Source organism: Paenibacillus taihuensis, from assembly GCF_003386535.1.
Lineage (GTDB): Bacteria > Bacillota > Bacilli > Paenibacillales > Paenibacillaceae > Paenibacillus_Z > Paenibacillus_Z taihuensis.
On record NZ_QTTN01000009.1, the window covers coordinates 80,455 to 97,930 of the forward strand.

General features: G+C 52.6%; 14 protein-coding genes. 1 reads left to right on the top strand and 13 read right to left on the bottom strand.

The features are described 5' to 3' along the window. Nucleotides 1-97 precede the first annotated feature (97 nt). Nucleotides 98-1,012: a helix-turn-helix transcriptional regulator gene (locus A8990_RS09920; RefSeq protein WP_245995932.1), complete on the bottom strand. Its 915-nt coding sequence runs from the start codon at nt 1,010-1,012 to the stop codon at nt 98-100. A gap of 173 nt (nt 1,013-1,185) precedes the next feature. Between A8990_RS09920 and A8990_RS09925 the strand changes: the two genes are divergently transcribed. After that, on the top strand, nt 1,186-2,343 hold the full coding sequence (locus A8990_RS09925) for a Gfo/Idh/MocA family protein (RefSeq protein ID WP_116188869.1): 1,158 nt from the start codon (nt 1,186-1,188) through the stop codon (nt 2,341-2,343). Between the two features lie 419 nt (nt 2,344-2,762). Here A8990_RS09925 and A8990_RS09930 read toward each other — a convergent pair whose 3' ends face one another. From A8990_RS09930 to A8990_RS09985, 12 genes are all read right to left on the bottom strand, one after another. Beyond that, nucleotides 2,763-3,086, bottom strand: coding sequence for an L-rhamnose mutarotase (locus tag A8990_RS09930; RefSeq protein WP_116188870.1), 324 nt, complete (start codon nt 3,084-3,086; stop codon nt 2,763-2,765). Beyond that, complete coding sequence (locus tag A8990_RS09935; protein ID WP_116188871.1) at nt 3,083-4,378, bottom strand: Gfo/Idh/MocA family protein; 1,296 nt, start codon at nt 4,376-4,378, stop codon at nt 3,083-3,085. Before A8990_RS09935 ends, A8990_RS09930 begins: the two co-directional genes overlap by 4 nt. Before the next feature lie 70 nt (nt 4,379-4,448). After that, on the bottom strand, nt 4,449-6,119 hold the full coding sequence (locus A8990_RS09940) for an ABC transporter substrate-binding protein (RefSeq protein WP_116188872.1): 1,671 nt from the start codon (nt 6,117-6,119) through the stop codon (nt 4,449-4,451). A gap of 66 nt (nt 6,120-6,185) precedes the next feature. Beyond that, nucleotides 6,186-7,058: a carbohydrate ABC transporter permease gene (locus A8990_RS09945; RefSeq protein ID WP_245995933.1), complete on the bottom strand. Its 873-nt coding sequence runs from the start codon at nt 7,056-7,058 to the stop codon at nt 6,186-6,188. 15 nt (nt 7,059-7,073) lie between these two features. Next, the gene (locus A8990_RS09950; RefSeq protein ID WP_245995934.1) at nt 7,074-8,021 is read right to left on the bottom strand and encodes an ABC transporter permease; all 948 of its coding nucleotides are present in this window, start codon (nt 8,019-8,021) and stop codon (nt 7,074-7,076) included. 220 nt (nt 8,022-8,241) lie between these two features. Beyond that, on the bottom strand, nt 8,242-10,464 hold the full coding sequence (locus A8990_RS09955) for an AraC family transcriptional regulator (protein ID WP_116188873.1): 2,223 nt from the start codon (nt 10,462-10,464) through the stop codon (nt 8,242-8,244). 196 nt (nt 10,465-10,660) lie between these two features. Continuing rightward, on the bottom strand, nt 10,661-11,758 hold the full coding sequence (locus A8990_RS09960; RefSeq protein ID WP_116188874.1) for a mandelate racemase/muconate lactonizing enzyme family protein: 1,098 nt from the start codon (nt 11,756-11,758) through the stop codon (nt 10,661-10,663). 54 nt (nt 11,759-11,812) lie between these two features. After that, a complete protein-coding gene (locus tag A8990_RS09965) occupies nt 11,813-12,574 on the bottom strand; it encodes an SDR family NAD(P)-dependent oxidoreductase (RefSeq protein WP_116188875.1) in 762 nt (253 codons plus the stop codon). A gap of 55 nt (nt 12,575-12,629) precedes the next feature. Next, nucleotides 12,630-13,295 carry a GntR family transcriptional regulator gene (locus A8990_RS09970; protein ID WP_116188876.1) on the bottom strand — a complete coding sequence of 222 codons (666 nt, stop codon included), beginning with the start codon at nt 13,293-13,295 and terminating at the stop codon, nt 12,630-12,632. A 122-nt stretch (nt 13,296-13,417) separates the two neighbouring features. Further along, nucleotides 13,418-13,978: a TetR/AcrR family transcriptional regulator gene (locus tag A8990_RS09975; protein ID WP_116188877.1), complete on the bottom strand. Its 561-nt coding sequence runs from the start codon at nt 13,976-13,978 to the stop codon at nt 13,418-13,420. A 37-nt stretch (nt 13,979-14,015) separates the two neighbouring features. Then, the gene (locus A8990_RS09980) at nt 14,016-15,152 is read right to left on the bottom strand and encodes a cytochrome P450 (protein ID WP_116188878.1); all 1,137 of its coding nucleotides are present in this window, start codon (nt 15,150-15,152) and stop codon (nt 14,016-14,018) included. 130 nt (nt 15,153-15,282) lie between these two features. Next, on the bottom strand, nt 15,283-17,475 hold the full coding sequence (locus tag A8990_RS09985; RefSeq protein ID WP_116188879.1) for an MMPL family transporter: 2,193 nt from the start codon (nt 17,473-17,475) through the stop codon (nt 15,283-15,285). Nucleotide 17,476: the final 1 nt, after the last annotated feature.

Sequence of the window (17,476 nt, forward strand, 5' to 3'; positions counted from 1 at the left end):
TTCCATCTCCCATTTGAAAACGCTTCAAGGAGTAGCTTAGCAGAGTATGCGGGGTTCGTCACCAGTATTTTACATAGCTGCTAGTCAGTATTAGCTGCTAGTCAGCATTCGTGCTAGCCAGCCTTGCCTTCACCGTCCTCGCATACTCTGTCGGCGTCATGTTCGTCTGTTTCTTGAATGCTTTGGAGAAATAATGAATGCTGCTGAACCCGAGCTTCTCGGCGATCTCGGTTATATTGTCGGTACGCTCGCGGATCATCAGCTTGGCGCGCTCCACTCTGGCGTTCGCCGCGTAGCCCATGACCGTATGGCCGGTCGCCCGCTTGAACAGCTCCTTGAGCCGCGTCTTCCCAATCATGAACGCACGGCTGACCTCATCCAGCGACAGCTCGGTGTCCAGATGGTCTTCCAAGTACTTGGCAATATGCCGTGCAAGCTCATCGTTCGAACGTTCCTTCGCCGCCGAAGATAGCGCCGACTTGCGCGCATGCATCGTTTGCTTGCGCAGCAGCCGAAGCAAGAACATCTCCAAGTAACATTTGATCAGCTGCTCGCTGCCCAGCTTCGCATCTTCGCGGCGCTTCAGCGGATGCCGGAACGGGAACTCGAACGCATTCATGCCTTCTTTTACGATATCGGCGAGCAGGTTTCGTTCTTCGTCCTCGAGCTGGATGACGAGGTCTCGGAAATGTCCAATCGCCTCCGACGCACATTCGAATGTCATGACGATGACGTTCGGCGCCTTGCCGCCGACGGCGCCAAACCTGTGATACTCGTTCGGCTTATGGAAAATCATCATGCCTTGCGTAAGCAGATGCCGCTGCTCATCCGCCAGCACTTCAATTTCGCCTCGATCAACGTACAGAAACTCCCAGAAATTATGGCTTTCCCCGCTGAACACGTAATTTTGGCCGAATTCGAAATAGAACATCGTAATCATCTGGTCGATCACGATCGTCTGCTCAAGTCGTGTTCGCTGATAGGGGTCCAGCACCGATTGCGATTGTTCCACTGCCTTCCCCTCCGGAATTACGGAATGATAACCCGTTTCATCTATGTGACTAGCTTATCATGTTCTCTATCAGACATGAATGATAAAAAATACGGCTTCCAGTACAAAGAAATCATGAAGAGGGACGGATTATACTGATACCATCAAAGGCTCTATAGGAGGCTGCTGCGAAAATGAAAATTGGCATTATTGGATTCGGCGGGCGCATTCAGGGCATCGCCAAAGATACGTTGAAACAAGACTCGGCTTGTCAAATCGCCGCTATCGTCGATCCCCGGAGCGATGCAATTCGGGCGGATCGGGAGCGTCTCGGGCTTCGCGAGGACGTCCGCTATTACGAGACGGCGGAACAGATGCTGGATGCGGAGCAGTTGGACGGCGTCATGATCGGCACAAGATGCTCCCTCCATACGGAACAAGCGGTGAAGGTGCTGCCAACGGGGCTGCCTCTGTTCCTGGAAAAGCCCGTCTCGACCAATATGGCGGATCTATTGAAGCTGCGAGATTGCTATGCAGCCAACCCAAGTCCGGTCATCGTCTCGTTCCCGCTGCGTGTAACGTCCATCGTGCAGCTGGTCAAGGAGATCATCGACTCGGGCAAAATCGGCACAATCGAGCATGTACAAGCGATCAATAATGTCCCTTATGGCGGCGTATATTTTCAGAATTGGTACCGCGACGAGAACGAGACGGGCGGCCTCTTCCTGCAGAAAGCGACGCATGATTTCGACTATATCAACTATGTTCTCGGCATGAAGCCGGTTACCGTCTGTGCGATGACTTCCAAGCAGATCTTCAAAGGCGACAAGCCGGCTGGGCTAAAATGTGTAGATTGCGATCGCTATCGCACATGCCCGGACAGCACCTTGCAGACGAAGGTGGACAGCTGGCAATATTGCGCCTATGCCGAGGATACAGGCAACGAGGATTCCGGCAGCGCCTTGATCCGCTACGAGAGCGGCATGCACGCTTCGTATTCGCAGAACTTCTTCGTCCGGAACGAAGCCGGCGCTCGCGGCGCTCGGTTCATGGGCTACAAGGGAACGGTCGAGTTCGACTTCAATACCGCCGTTGTGACGGTGTACATGCACCATACCCCTCGCGTGGAAACGTATAAGGTCGGTGCGGGCGAGAATCACTTCGGCGGAGACGCGGCGCTCGCTGCTAACTTCGCAGAGCTGATGCGGGGCGAGACGAAGAAGTCGGTGTCGACGCTGGACGATGGCCTTAATAGCGCGCTGCTGTGCTTGAAGGCGAAGGAATCGGCACAGACGGGACAGTTCTGCGCGGTGGAGTTTGATAGTAGTCCGGTTGTTGGAATGAACCGTTAGGAAGACGATGGCTGAACATGAAATCGAGTAGGAGGAGGCGGCTAGCCTCCGTCCTCTCACACCACCGTACATGCGGGTCCGCATGTTTCGAGACATTTCCCATGCCCCTCTTCTGGAATTAGCCATTACTGGAGTTTACAAGGATAGCTTTTGGCGACTTGAGATTTCGTCATGTATGGGTGACTCATCCAGCTAACCCTGCCTCGGATCCAGTTCGTGTACCTTGGCTCGTGCATTTGCCTTAAGCTTCCTTCAGATTCCGCCTCGCGGCGGACACCCTTGCTCTTAGCTAACGGTAGGCGTTCGCCAGCCAACGTTCGGGACTTTCACCCTAGAGATGACGCCCATGCTGGGCGTATCATGATAAAAGCCAACCCGGCAAACTCGGGATGGCTTTTTCTTTCAATCCGCATAGGGCTCTAACCGAAATGAAATACCTCCTCCATCGATGCCCACCACTCGCCGTCCTGCCTACTTTCCAGCGGCTCTTGGCAGGGCTTGCAAACGGCCCACCATTCTTGCGTCATCGGATCTGCGGCCATCTTGGCCATGTCCTGCTCGTAATTCTCGCCAACATACTCATAGTAACTGAACAGTAGTCCATCTTTGTAGTAGATGGAATAGTTTCGAATGTTGCACGCGGCAATCATGCGCAGAACTTCCGGCCAGGTACTCGCATGCAATTGCTTATACTCCTCAAGCTTGTCAGGCTTTACTCTGATCACGCTGCCATATCGCTTCATGTTTCCGCTCCTCTCTTCTGCATCTCCGCCTGCAGTTCATCTACATATTTCTGCATCAAAATGGTTTCCCCTTCAACCCTCGACTTCTCCGCCGCGAACGCGATCAAATGGCTCTGCACCGAGGTCTTCGCGCCAGTAAGTCCCTTCTCCTTGCCGTCGCTTCGAACAAGCCGCACGAAATCGCGCATGATATTGGTGTCGCCTCCTCCATGCCCAGCCGCATCTGTCTCCAGGTGGACCGTCTTCGTCTCGCGTGTCTTGAAGCTCGTCACTTCAATAACGTTCTTCTCCATATCCGCCCGAATTTGCCCAAGCGTCCCCATCAGCTTGACCGAACGGCCGCCTTCGTGCGTGAAGGCGCTCATCGTGAAGGACGCGGTCGCGCCGCTCGCAAACTCAAGATTCACGACTTGATGATCCACCACGTCGTTGTCGCAATGGTACACGCATCGCCCGTATGGTCCATCCTTCAACGAATTCAGCACGCCCTCGTCGCTGGTATCGTTGCTAACGACCGAACGCAGCACTGCCCCGACCCAATCATCCCTCTCCATATACATACGCGGCGCATAATACGGACATGTCTCTTGAACCGGGCAACCATCCAAGCAGCGCTTCGGCGCGCCGTCCGGCGCACTCTCCTTGCGAAAATGCATCAGCGATCCGAACGAGGATACCTTTGTGCACGGTTCATCAACGATCCATTGCAGGATATCCATATCGTGGCAGCTCTTCGCCAGAATCATCGGGCACGACACTTCCGATTTGCTCCAATTGCCGCGGACGAAGCTATGTGCTTGGTGCCGATGCTCGACGTTCTCGACATGCACGATCGATACGAGGCTTCCGATCGTGCCGTCCGAGACAATCTGCTTGATCTGGGCGAAGAAGTCCGTATAGCGCAGCACATGGCAGATCGACAGCACAAGGCCGAACTTCTCCGCATACTCGCCTATCATGAAGCATTCCAACGGATCGGGAGACATCGGTTTCTCTAGCAGAACGTGATAACCCATCTCCAGCGCCTTAATCGTCGGCTCAAAATGCAGTTTATCCTGCGTACAGATGAGAACGGCATCCGCCAGCTTAGGACGTGCCAACAGTTCTTCCCATCCTGCAAACGTCTCCGTTTCAGGTATGCCATAGGTCTCTGCGAACCGCTCCCGCCGTTCTTGGTCGCCATCGGCGACAGCGACGAAACGAATTTCCTCCGGATGATTCCACGCATATGGAGCGTACGCCCCTGCTCCTCGTTGACCGGCCCCGATCAACGCCGCTGTTATTGGTTTCATATTTCGCTCTCCCTTATCTAGTAAAAAAGGCTCTCTCCTCAGAGAAAGCCTTCTTCCGTCTCGTGTCATGCTACTGATTCGCCGCTCTCCACTCATCCAATTGCTTCTGTTTCTCGGCGATGATTTTGTCCGCGCCGGCTTTCTTCATCCGGTCGATGAATTGCGGCAAGTATTTGTCCGGATCAACGGAGCCGGAAGCGATCGCGTAGTACAATTCGTCGATAACCGCATCGCAGTTCGCTTTCTCCGTCTTCACAGGCGTGAAGTCGAATACGAAGCCGAGTGCGCTCGAAGGTGTTGCATTGCGGTTTAGATCTGCCCATAGTTTCGTGCCAACGCCATTCACTTCAGCGCCTTGCGGGTCCCCTTCAAAGTAAAGCGTCTGCGTCATGTTGCCGAATTCCCATGGAGACAGCGTCTGGTAGCCGCCATCCTTAATCGTCTCAATCCGGTTGTCCGCTACTTTCTTATAGTGCTTGCCTTCGACCCCCCATGTAATCGTGTTGTAGATTTCCGGATCGGTGTTCAATAGGTTAATGAACATCATTGCGCGCTCTTTGTTCGGCGAGTTCGCGGAAATCGCAGTGATCGTCGCGGCAGCCTTATCCGTTGTCAGGAGCGGCTTCACGAATTGCAGGTCATAGGACTGCACATCTTTGTTGAAGTTGCTCATCCGGCCGCCAGGTTTCAAGCCTGCTGCTTCGAACGTCGGCGTATCGATATCGATTTGACCCATTGCAATCGCATCCTTGCCTGCCTTGGCATCCGCCGTATTATCCTTCAGCGTCGCGGCATCTTTACGCAGATAGCCCTTCGTATACCAGTCTCTCATCATGTGGATGTAATCGCTGAACGCTTTGGTTTCATATTGATTAATGACCTTGCTGCCGTCTTGCAGCGAGAGCCAGCCCGGTGTCTTCGTGTCGCCAAGCGCTTCGTAACCGAACATCGGCGTTGCGAGCAGGAACGGATCCTGCACCTGGTTGTAGCCGAACGGAATGAGCGACTTCTCATTCGCCTTGATCGTTTCGAGGAATGGCGTCAGATCGTTCAGGCTCTTCACCGATTTCCAATCGAGCTTATATTTGTCCGCGATCGTCTTCTGGATCAGATAGCCATAGCCTGCCGTCGCTTGCTGGAAGTTCGGCACGCCGTATGTTTTGCCCTTTACCTTCACCGTCTTCCAGAACATATCCGGTACGCCGGCCTTCGTGTCAGGCGCATATTTGTCAATGAGGTCATCGATCGGCGCGAAAGCGCCGTTCGCCACGTTCTGGTAGAAGTTATTCGTCCATGTCGCGGTGAAAGCCAAGTCGTACGGCTCGCCGGATGCGTTCACGAGCTTCATCTTCTCATCATACGCGCCCCAGTCGACCAGCTTCAGGTGGATCGTTGCATTGATCTTCGGCTCGACGAGCTTGTTCAGCGCCGCCTCCACGGAAGCGATATCCGCCTGCGGGGAGTTCACAAAATAATACGTGAGATCGACGTGATCCAGCTTCGCCGGCTCTGACGCGTTGTCGCTTGCATTGCTCGAAGCGTTGCCGGAAGAATCCGCAGTCGCGTTATTCGTGGAATTCGCGCTATCCGCGGATGCTGCCGAGTTATTCGTCTTTGCGGCATCACTCGAGCCGTTGGCAGACGATGTATTGTCATTCGACGACCCGCAGCCTTGCAGAAGAACGGTTGATAACAAGCATACGGCAGACAGCTTACTAAGCTTACTCTTCACATTGCTCATCCCTATGACCTCCGTTTTTTTTGTATCTATGCTGTAACAGGCACTGGATTTGGCCCGATATAGCCATTACGATTTGACTGCGCCAAGCGTGAGCCCCTTCACGAAATACCGCTGCAAGTACGGATAAGCGATAACGATCGGCCCAACCGCGAGCACGCAGGTCGCCATCCGCGCGGTCTCGTCCGGCAAATTCGCCGCAATATCTTCAACGAGCGAGTTGCCCTGCAAATAGGCAATGTTGTTCATGATCGATTGCAGCAGGAATTGCAGCGTGTACAGCTTGTTGTTCTCGATCAGAATCGCGGCGGTGAACCAGTCGTTCCAGAAGAACACGCCGACGAAGAGCGCGATCGTCGCGAGCACCGGCGTCGAGAGCGGCACGACCAGCTTCACGAAGGTGTTAAATTCGCCCGAACCGTCAATCCGTGCCGACTCGATGATTTCATCCGGAATTCCTTTGAAGAAGTTGCGCATAATGAGCACATTGACCGACGAGACGAGGTACGGAAAGATGAGCACGAAGAATGTATCTTTCAGGTGCAAATACTTGGATAACAGAATGTACCAAGGCACCAAACCTCCGTTAAAGAGCAGACAGAAGACAACTAGAAACGAGACGATATGGCGGTACTTCACTTCATTTCTCGAGAGCGTATAAGCAAACATCGATGAGATAATCAGATGCAGCACCGTCCCCGCAATCGTCGCCGCGATGGTGACCAGATATGCGTGAAGAATCGGCGTGTTGCCGCCGAGGATATACTCGTAAGCCTTCAAGCTGAACGCCCTCGGCAGTATGCTGTAGCCGCCTTGGAAGATCGATTGCTCCTTCGAGAACGAGATGGACAGCACGACGAGCATCGGAATGATGCAGAGCGCCGAGTAAATCATGAATCCGGCATTAACTACGAGCTTGGATATCGATAATGATGGTCTCACTGTCCCTGCTCCCCCCTAGAATAACGCGCTGTCCCGGTCGTACAAGCGGATGATGGCATTCGATATAAGCACGAGCACGAATCCGACGAGCGACTGGTACAAGCCTGCCGCGGACGACATCCCGAAGTCGCCCATTTGCTTAAGCGAACGATAGATGTACGTGTCGATGACATCGGTTGCGCCGTACAGCACCCCGGATTGCATCGGAAGATTGTAGAACATCCCCCAGTCGCCGAAAGCGCCAAAGAACATTTTGCCTGCTTGCAGCAGAACAAGAATGAGCGTAATCGGCATCAGCATCGGAACCGTAATCCGAATCGCTTGCTGGAACTTCGTGGCTCCATCCAGCTCGGCCGCCTCATAATACTCCGATGAGATGCCTGCGATGCCTGCTGCGTAGATAACCGCGAAATACCCGACATTCTTCCAGATGTAAGCCGCGGGGAGGATGAACCTCCAATAGAAGGGCTCGGAATACCACTGGACCGGTTCGATGCCAAAGGAACCGAGCAGCTGGTTCAAGATTCCCTTATCCATACTGAGAAAAGAGAACAGCAGATACTCCCCAACGACCCAGGACAGCAAGTACGGCAGCAGCAGAATGCTCTTGTAAGCACCCGCTAACAGCCGGTTGCCGATGCTGTTAATGAGAATAGCGGCGATCAGCGCAAATCCAATCCCGGTTACCAGGAATACGAGATTGTATAAGATCGTATTTAAAGTCACTTGCAGAACGGTGTCCGACTGGAACATAAATTTGAAGTTCTCGAACCCGATCCACTTGCTCCCGCCGATCCCTTTGAACGGATTGAATTGTTGAAAGGCGATCACGACTCCCGCCATCGGAATGTAGTACATGATGATGATGTATAAGAGACCCGGCAGCATCATCAAATAGAAAACTCTGTTCTTCAATAGCTCGCTTAGGACCGGTATCGTTCGACGTGCCTTAGCTCCCTGCATGGGAATCCTCCTTCGCTGCGTCATAGCGGTTGATGGGCTTATCATACGGTTTGGGCGGACGGATCGCATACAATAAAAAACCGTAAATTCACCGATTTCTCCGTTGATTGCGTCTCCAAAAAAGCGATTTTTCTTCTAAAAGCGGTTCAAACGGCCCGAGCGGAACAAAAAAGGCGATCGCAGCTGACTATAATCAGCTGACGGTCGCCTTCATAACAGGCTATGGAGAGGCCGGGGGCTTCTTCACGATGTTCAAGCGGTACTCCGTAAGCGAAACGCCGAAATACTTTTTGAAGGTGGTATAGAAGTAATTCGATTTCTCAATCCCGCACTTCTCCAAAATATCGTTAATCGGCAGGCTCGTAGATTCCAGATAATATCGGATCTTCTCCATTCGAACCATCGTTATATACTCGGCGACTGACTTGCCCGTTGTCGTCTTAAACAATTTGCCAAGGTACATGGAGGAGATGGATAGCTGTTCCGCGCAGCTGCTTAGCGATAGATTCATGTTCGGATAATGCTCCTCAATCAGCTCGATGGCCGATTGTACGATCTCGTTCTTCTTCTTGTCCTTGTTGCCATCCTTCAACTGCATAATCTCATCAATCAATTCGCCGAAGGAACGCTCGATTTGCTCCAAAGTCTCAAACGAAGAGAAGTGGTTGAGAAACTCCAGCGTAATTCGGTTGATTCTGGCACTTGTATCCTCGTGAAGATGCTGAAGCGAATTGTAGATGGAGAAGGACAGATAGAGTATCGATCTCACGATGTTATCGTACGACGTAAGCGCAAGACTCTGCATGATGTCGCTATAGATTTCCTTCGCCGAGTCTCCGTTTCCAAGCCTGAGTGCATCGAGCAGCTGCTTCTCTTTGGACACTGGAAAATAGTACGGCCCCTCATCCACCTGCTTCAACACTTCCGGCGTAATGAGGCTCTCGTGCCCATAGATCAACCGATACATGGAGAGCTGCAGCGTTTCCTCATAGATCAGCTTCATCTGCTCATACGATTCGATCCTGTAGCCGAGCGTCCCGGAGACAGAGGTGCGGACGTACTTCTTGATGCTTGCTTGAATGTCCGCGACAATCGACCGGAATTTATCGTAGAGTTCTTCTTGATTGAGCTCCGATTGATGCAAATCGGCCAGGACCGTAACTTGATCGGAACCGTTGCCCACAACCTCGCACTTGAACTGAGCCGACGTAATTTCTTTGGCAATATTCTCGATGGAGTACTTGAACAGTCCGCGGTCCTGCTCGCTATGCTTGCTAACGAAGGCCGGATAATCATCGATGCGTAGAATAAAGAGAAACAGCTTGTGCGTGAACGAAATATCGAAATGGAGTTCGCGCTCCTTCGCATGCACTTTCGCGAGCGGCAGCTGGGCGGAGGCGGAGATCATCTTATGAATAAATTCATTCCTCAAGACTGCCGCGCTGTCCCGCTTCTGAGTTTCGAGCATCGTCGTTCGATCCTGCAGCACGGCAAATGGCCGGTAGAGCTTCTTCGAGGCGATAATTGCAGCGATGAGACCCAGCATCAGTACGAGCAGGCAGAATATGAGCGTGATCCAGCCATTTCGCTGAACGCTTGAAAATACGGCACGGTACGGGGTCAAGCTGACAAACTTCCATTTCAATGCGGAAGAGGAAACATACGAAACCAGGTACTTCTTGCCGTCGATCTCATCTAGAATGGTGCCGGAAGGCGAAGCAGAGCCGGCGATTTCATCGGTATAAGCAGGCATGGAGACAGGCTGCATGAACATGCTTGAAGAAGGATGGCTGACGATTGTCCCTTTCTCGTCAATGACGAGAATATCGCCGCTGTCCTTGTTTGTTTTCTCATCCAGCGAAGAAATCGTAAGACGCAGCCAGTCCGCATCGACGTTCACAACGATGGCGTTGATGAGCTTCCCGGAGTTGTCGTTGGTGTCCACTAAAATGTACGTATACACGTTGTGGTTCTTGATTTTGCGCGGGATGGGGTACAGGATTGGTGCTTTCTTCGCCTGCACCTCATGAATGAGCCGCAGCGCTTCTTGATCTTCAAACACAGGTCCGTCGAAGAACGTGCTCGGCGGCGAGGAAATGACCGTATCGATCTTGCTATTGTAGATGTAGGCGGAATAAATGTACGTATTGGGAATCGTTAAGGAATCCAGCGTCCGTATGGCATTGCCCGTCACAATAATATCCAGGTCATTGCTGTTGGCAAAGGCGATAATGTAGTTGTTTAAGGAGAGCGATTGGCTGAATTTCTTCGCGATGTTGTCCATGTAGACGGAGCTGTAGCTGATCTTGGAGAGCACATTCACATTCGCTTCCTTGAGCAGCGAGATCGACGAGCTCTTGTAATTGTAGAAAAGCACGGAGGTAAGGATGACAATTAATGAAGTGATACAGACAACAAAGGACAGAAGCAGCTTCTTGTACATGTCGATCCCTCCTCGATCTAAAGTTCTCTATCAATTTTAGTAATGAATCCGGAAGGATGTAAAATATATAATCAGCTATATTATATAGCCCGCACGGCATGCAAGAGTTCTTTGAATTGTAGCCATTTCTCTAAAAAGTAGAACTTTACCGGCAGAACGAAAAAAAAGCTCCAGAACGGAGCTCTTTTCTAGCTTCTTATCTCACCCGATACTCCTCAAAGTACCTCGGAAGAACGGTTGTCGACGCGCCCGGCATCTCAGGCAGCACATAGTGACCGTCCTTCACAGTAGCCGGTTCTTCGAAAATATGACGAATCCACGGGATATACTCCAGCATGATCGCGTTCTGCGTCGACGCGACGAGATGCTGATGGATCTGCCCCATATCCCCGACATGCGGGCAAATCGGCACATCGTAGGATGCAGCCAATCCCGCGACCTGCAGCCATTCCGTAATGCCGGCGACACGAGTTACGTCGACTTGGCAGTACTCGACTGCACCTTGATGAATGTAATCGCGGAAAGCATATTTGTTGTACACATGCTCGCCCAGCGCGATCGGAACGTTCAGCTCATCCGCCAGTTTCTTGTGACCCATGATGTCGTCCGGGTTCAGCGGCTCCTCGAGCCAGAAGAGATCGAACTCTTCAAGCTTCTTGCCCCAAGTCATCGCCGTATTGATGTTCCATTGCTGGTTGACGTCGATCATGAAGATAACGTCGTCGCCGATCGCCTTGCGCACTGCTTTGCAGCGGTCGTAATCTTCACGCGGGTCTTGTTTGCCCACCTTGATCTTCACGCCGGTAAAGCCCGACTCCACGATCTCCGTCACGTCCTTGAGCAGGCGCTCCTTCGACCAGTTCAGCCAGCCGCCGTTCGTGTTGTACGCTTTGATCGGCTTGGACTTCGCACCGCCGAGCAGCTGCCAGAGCGGCTTGTTCGATGCCTTCGCCATGATGTCCCACAGCGCGATGTCGACTGCAGCAAGCGCCATATGCGTCACGCCGGCTCTGCCGATCCAATGCATCTTGCCGAAACGCATGTCATCCCACAGCGCTTTGACCATGAATGGATCTTTGCCAATAAGCAGCGGCGCGTAGTATTTCTCAATCGTATCGACGATCATGTCGTCGCCGTGCGCGCATGTACCCGTATAGCCATACCCGACGTAGCCTTCATCGGTATAGATCCGAACACCGGCAAGCCCCCAATGCGTAGCGACGTTAATGGCATCTGTAATTGGCGGCGTGATCGGCACGTGCAGGGCAAACGGTTCGACTTTCGTAATTTTCATGAGTGATATCTCCCTTTTATGTAGTTATAAATATTGGATTGCTATTAATAGCTATTAATAACCAAGCGATGCTCCGCCATCAACGGGAAGAGCAACGCCGGTAACGAAACCTGCTGCATCACTAGCCAGGAACAGAGTAGCCTGCGCGATTTCTTCCGAAGTCGCCGGTCTTCCCAGCGCGTGCATATCATTGAGGTCTTGAACCGTCCGGGCTGGGTTATCCTGCTGCTGAATCCACTGCTCCAGTAACGGCGTCGTAACGCCGGCCGGACAAATGCTGTTCACTCTGACTCCGAATGGCGCGTAATCCAATGCCAGTGCCTTGGTCATGGCGTTCATGCCGCCTTTGGTCGCTGCATAGACCGGGTTCATCTTCTGGCCGATCAAGCCATTCAATGAAGACATGTTCACGATGGATCCGCGCGTCTTCTTGAGCTCCCCGATGGAGTGCTTGATCATCAGGAACACGCTCTTCAGATTCACATCGAAGATCCGGTCCCACTCTTCCACCTCGAATTCTTCCAGATATTTAGACATAATGGCGGCTGCGTTATTGACCACGATATCGATCTGTCCAAAAGTCTGCAGCGTCTCCTGAATCAGATGGCGGATATCCGCTTCCTTCGCCACGTCGGTCTTCACCGCAATGACGCTGAATCCGTCGGATTGCAACTGGTCAGCAACCCGGGCACCTTCCTTTTCACTGCGATTCGCAATGGCCACATTGGCCCCTTGCGCAGCGAACAAACGGACGATTGCTTCACCGATACCGGATGAGCCTCCGGTTACGATGGCTGTTTTCCCCTTCAAAATCATCCTCTCGCGCCCCTCTCAAATAATGTATCATACATGATTTATGCGAAGGAAAAGCTTATACAAAGAACGCACGCGTTCGTTTGTACGAGTTTTCCAAGTGATTCTTCAATGCTTGTTCGGCCGCCGCCACATCTCCCGACGACAAGCTGCTGACAATTTGCATATGTTCGTCCCACTCGGCCTGAATCAACTGATGATCCAGATCCGTGTGACTCACCGTCAAATAGCGTTGGATTTTCTCGATATACATTTGGATCAGCTGTCTTAACGAATGGTTGCCGCAATAGTTCAGAATCAAGCCATGAAGGCTCTCGTTCATCTCTGCAACGATCTGAATCTTCTGCTCGCTTGTCGCGACTTCAGGAAGCGAGCAGCTATTCATCTCCACCTTCAGCTGCTCCAAGCTCGCAGACGGAATCTGTTGTGCGGCCTTTCGGATCGCCAAGCACTCCAATTCCATCCGGATCTCGAACATCTCGTCCAGCTCCTGCAGCGACATCTTCGCGACATACATGCCTTTGAACGGTACCGTATCCACCAAGCCTTCCGCCGCTAAGCGGGATAACGCCTCGCGAATCGGAATATTGCTGACCTCGAGGTCGCGGGCAAGCTGATCGATGTTGATCTTCTCGCCGGATGCAATCTCGTGATTCAGAATCCGCGCCTTAATAATGGCATAGACTTCATCCGTTAATACATAGCGATTTAAACCTTTGGACATTCTGCATCTCCACCACAATTTCATATATCGTACATGATTTTAATTTAGCAAAAAGGGCTTTAATGTGCAAGACGCAGTATAAAAAAAAGCTGGCGCTACAGCGTCCAGCTCATTTCGTATAATCACATCGGTCGCAATCCCGTCGTAACCGCGGCGTACAGCAGACGATCGATCTGCTCGCGTTTCGCTTCACTGGGATGACGCAGATAATAGCTGCATAAACCGTCCATCATCGATAGAATGCCTGCCGCGGCCATAGGTCCGTCTTCGGGCGGAATGCCTGCATCGATGAGAATATCAGCAATGAATTGATTATACGCGCTCCGTTCTTTCCGTACGGCCAGCAGCACGTCTTCCTCGATGCCGTTCGATATTTCATTAAAGAAAATATGGGCCAGCTCGCTGTATTCCAGGAAAAGATCCACGTTCAGCCGAATAACCGTCTCGATCTGCTCCCGAAGCGAACGATCGCGGTCAATCTCCGCCTTGATCGTTTCGGTGATCATCTGCAGCCCTTCCGTAATGAGCGCCTGGAACATCTGCGCCTTCCCCGGGAAATGATAGTACAGCGTCCCCTTGGCAACGCCGGCCTCCAGCGCGATCTCATCCATGCTCGACCGATGATAGCCGCTGCGCGAGAACATCCGTGCGGCCGCATCTAATATTTTGTCTCTGCTCATCATCCGTTACCCCCATAATCAAACTGACTAGTCAGCTTGATTATACCTGAATTCTCATCCGCTTGACGCCGAACATCATATCGCTATTCAATCTCTCAAGCGGTCCGTCCTCGAGACGCTGTATACGCTCTAACCGATCGACGATAACATGGAGCGCCACCTTCGCTTCCAGCCGTGCCAGCATCGCCCCCAAGCAGAAATGAATGCCTTGACCGAAAGCCAGATGCGGGTTAGGGCTGCGCGTGACGTCGAATCGCTCCGGATCGGCGAACACTCCTTCATCATGGTTTGCCGCTCCGATGAAGGCATATACTCGTTGCCCGGCTTGCATCGCATGCCCGTTCCAATCCATATCCGCCTTTACCCTGCGCTCCATGACCTGAACGGGCGAGCAGAAACGGAGTGTTTCCTCGATCGTTCCGGGAATCAGTCCCCGATCCCGGCGAAGTTCTCCGTAAGTTTCGGGGCTTCTCTCGAGGCACATGATCATCGACGAAATCAGATTAGTCGTCGTTTCATTCCCGGCGACAAGCAGCAGGATGCACATTCCGATCACTTCCAGCTCGCTAAGCCCGTTCTCATCCGCCATGCAGGACTGCATGAGCGCCGTAATCAAATCGTCCGTCGGCTGCTTGCTGCGGTCTTCGATCTGGATGCGGAAGTATGCTGCCATCTCCTTCTGACATTGCAAGTAACGTGCATAATCGTTCCCAACGAGATCGTCGGACCAGCCCTTGAACAGCTCCCGGTCCTCCGATGGCACGCCGAGCAGCTCCGCGATAACGATAACCGGCAGCGGACTCGCGAATTCGCTGACGACTTCGAGGCTGCCCGAGGATGCGGCACGATCCAGCAATTCCTCCGCGATCTTCCGGATTTGCGGTTCCATGCCTTCTACGACCTTCGCGGAAAAGGCTTTCGCGATGAGCGATCTCATCTGCTTGTGTTTCGGCGGATCCCGCCGCAGGATGCTGCCTTCGATTGGTTCGTCCTCGCTCGGATTCTCTTGCATCTGTGAAGAGAAATGCTCGTAATCGGCAAGAATCCGCTTAACGCTGTCATGCGTGTAGACGGACCATGATCCGCTATCGGAGTCGTACACCGCCGCTCCTGCCGCTCGTTGTTGTCTGTACCGTTCTAGAGGAAGCAAATCGTATTGGTTCAACCCACTCTTCATAACAACCCTCCATTTTTGTACTGACTAGTCAGTTTAATTATGGAGTACGAGTAAATCCAGAGTCAAGAAAAACCTTCCAACGAATTTGTTGGAAGGTTTGGGACAGCTTGCGTTAATTTAGAATGAAACTTTACGCACTCTTCTTCTTCGTTTTCTCCACCTCATGCAGAATGCTCTCGCCTTCCACATCGATATTCGGCAGGATGCGATCGAGCCAGCGCGGCATGTACCATGCGGATTTGCCCATCAGGCTCATGACCGCTGGAACTAGCGTCATCCGTACGACGAAGGCGTCGAACAATACGCCGAAAGCAAGCGCGAGGCCCATCGACTTGATAATCGCATCAGGTGCCAGCATGAAGCCGATAAAGACGGAGATCATGATCAAGCCCGCTGCTGTTACGACTTTGCCGCTGTCACGGACGCCATCGAGGATGGCTTTGCGAGCATCGCCAGTGTGGGCGTATACCTCGCGCATCTTGCTCACCAGGAAGATCTCATAGTCCATCGCCAATCCGAACAGGATGCCGATCAGAATAACTGGCATGAACGCCAGAATCGGACTGGTCGCCGGGAAGCCGAAGAAACTGTTCAGGTGTCCGTCCTGCACGACGAAGACGACGAAACCGAGCGTCGCTCCGAGCGAGAGCAGGAACCCGAGAACGGCTTTGAGCGGGATGAAGATCGATCGGAATACGAGCACCAGAATCACATAAGCAAGTACGACGATAAGCGCTGCGAACACTGGCAAAGCATCGTTCAGCTTGTTCGCGATATCAATATTCATCGCCGTCGTACCTGTAACGAGCAGCTCGATTCCATTCTCAGCTTGCGTACGGCTCGAGAGATCGCGAATCGCTTTGACCAGATCCTTCGTCTTCGTATCATCCGGTCCGGACTTCGGCATAACCGTCATCAGATACAGCTTGCCGGATGGTCCCGGGAATGGCGGCGTGATCGTCTGAACATCAGCAAGTCCGCTGATCTCATCCTTAATCTTCGCAATATCACCTGCCGTAGCTTCAGTTGGATTAGCCACCTGCGCTCCGATAACCAAGGATGCGTTGACGCCAACGCCGTAGCCTTCCGTCAGCAAGTCGAACGCTCTTCTCTCGGTCATGTCTGTCGACTTCATTGTACCGTCCGAAGGCAAACCGAGGTTGATATGGGTAAACGGCACCGTAATCGTTGCAAGAAGCGCAATGCTTACGAAGGATACGAGCAGCGGACGCTTCGTAACGAAGGTCCCCCACTTGCTGGACGATTGCTTCTTGCTCGAACCCGACTTGCGGCTCGAACCCGCCTTTTTTCCTTTGGCCGGGGAAATCTTATGCCCCATCCAGCCCAGCAGTGCCGGCAAAACAATAATCGATACAAGAACCGTCGTAATGACGCATAACGCCGAAGCCACGCCCATCATGGTCAGGAACGGAATGCCCGCAACGGACAATCCAAGAAGTCCGATGACAACCGTGACGCCTGCGAAGAGGACCGCACTTCCGGCCGTACCGTTCGCGATCGCAACAGACTCTTGAACCGTGTATCCTTGAGCCATCTGCTGTCTGAAGCGTGTGATGATGAACAAGGCGTAGTCGATACCTACTGCAAGCCCAAGCATCGCGGCCAAGGAGAGCGAAACGCTCTGAACTTCAATGAAGCTGGATGCAATAACGATACCCAGCATCCCAACACCAAGGCCGACCGCTGCCGAAACAATCGGCAAACCGGCCGCAAGGAAGGATGCGAACGTAATCGCCAAAATAACGAATGCTGCGATAATCCCGATTACTTCAACCGGGAATTCTCCGCCCTCTGTAATCTGGATGTCCCCACGCGCTTCCGTCTGGAGACCGGCCGCTCTCGCCGCATCCAACTGATGCACGATAACGTCCTTCGTCTCGGCCGAAACGTCTAACGCCGCTGCTTTAAACGTGACTTCTCCGTATCCGATCTGCTTGGTCATGTTCAAATTCTTGAGCTGCATCGGCGTCGTGGCAAGCGCGACATCCGGCGCTTTGCTCATTCCGGTAATCGTATCTTCCATCACCTTCTGCCACTTCTCGGACTCCAGCGTTTCGCCATCCGGGGCTTTGAAGACGACCTGAATCTTGGCTGCTTGAACTCCTGGCTGGGAGAACTCTTGGCTAATAATCTTCGCGGCTTTGTCCGCCGGCGTATTCGGAATGGTCAATTCATTGCTGAACGACGGCCCCAGCGTTAAGCCGATTGCGCCTAGTGCGACCAAGATAATAATCGCGCCGAGCAGCACCTTCTTGCCGCCTCTCGCTGCCCACAACCCTAGCCTGTACAAATATTTTGCCATT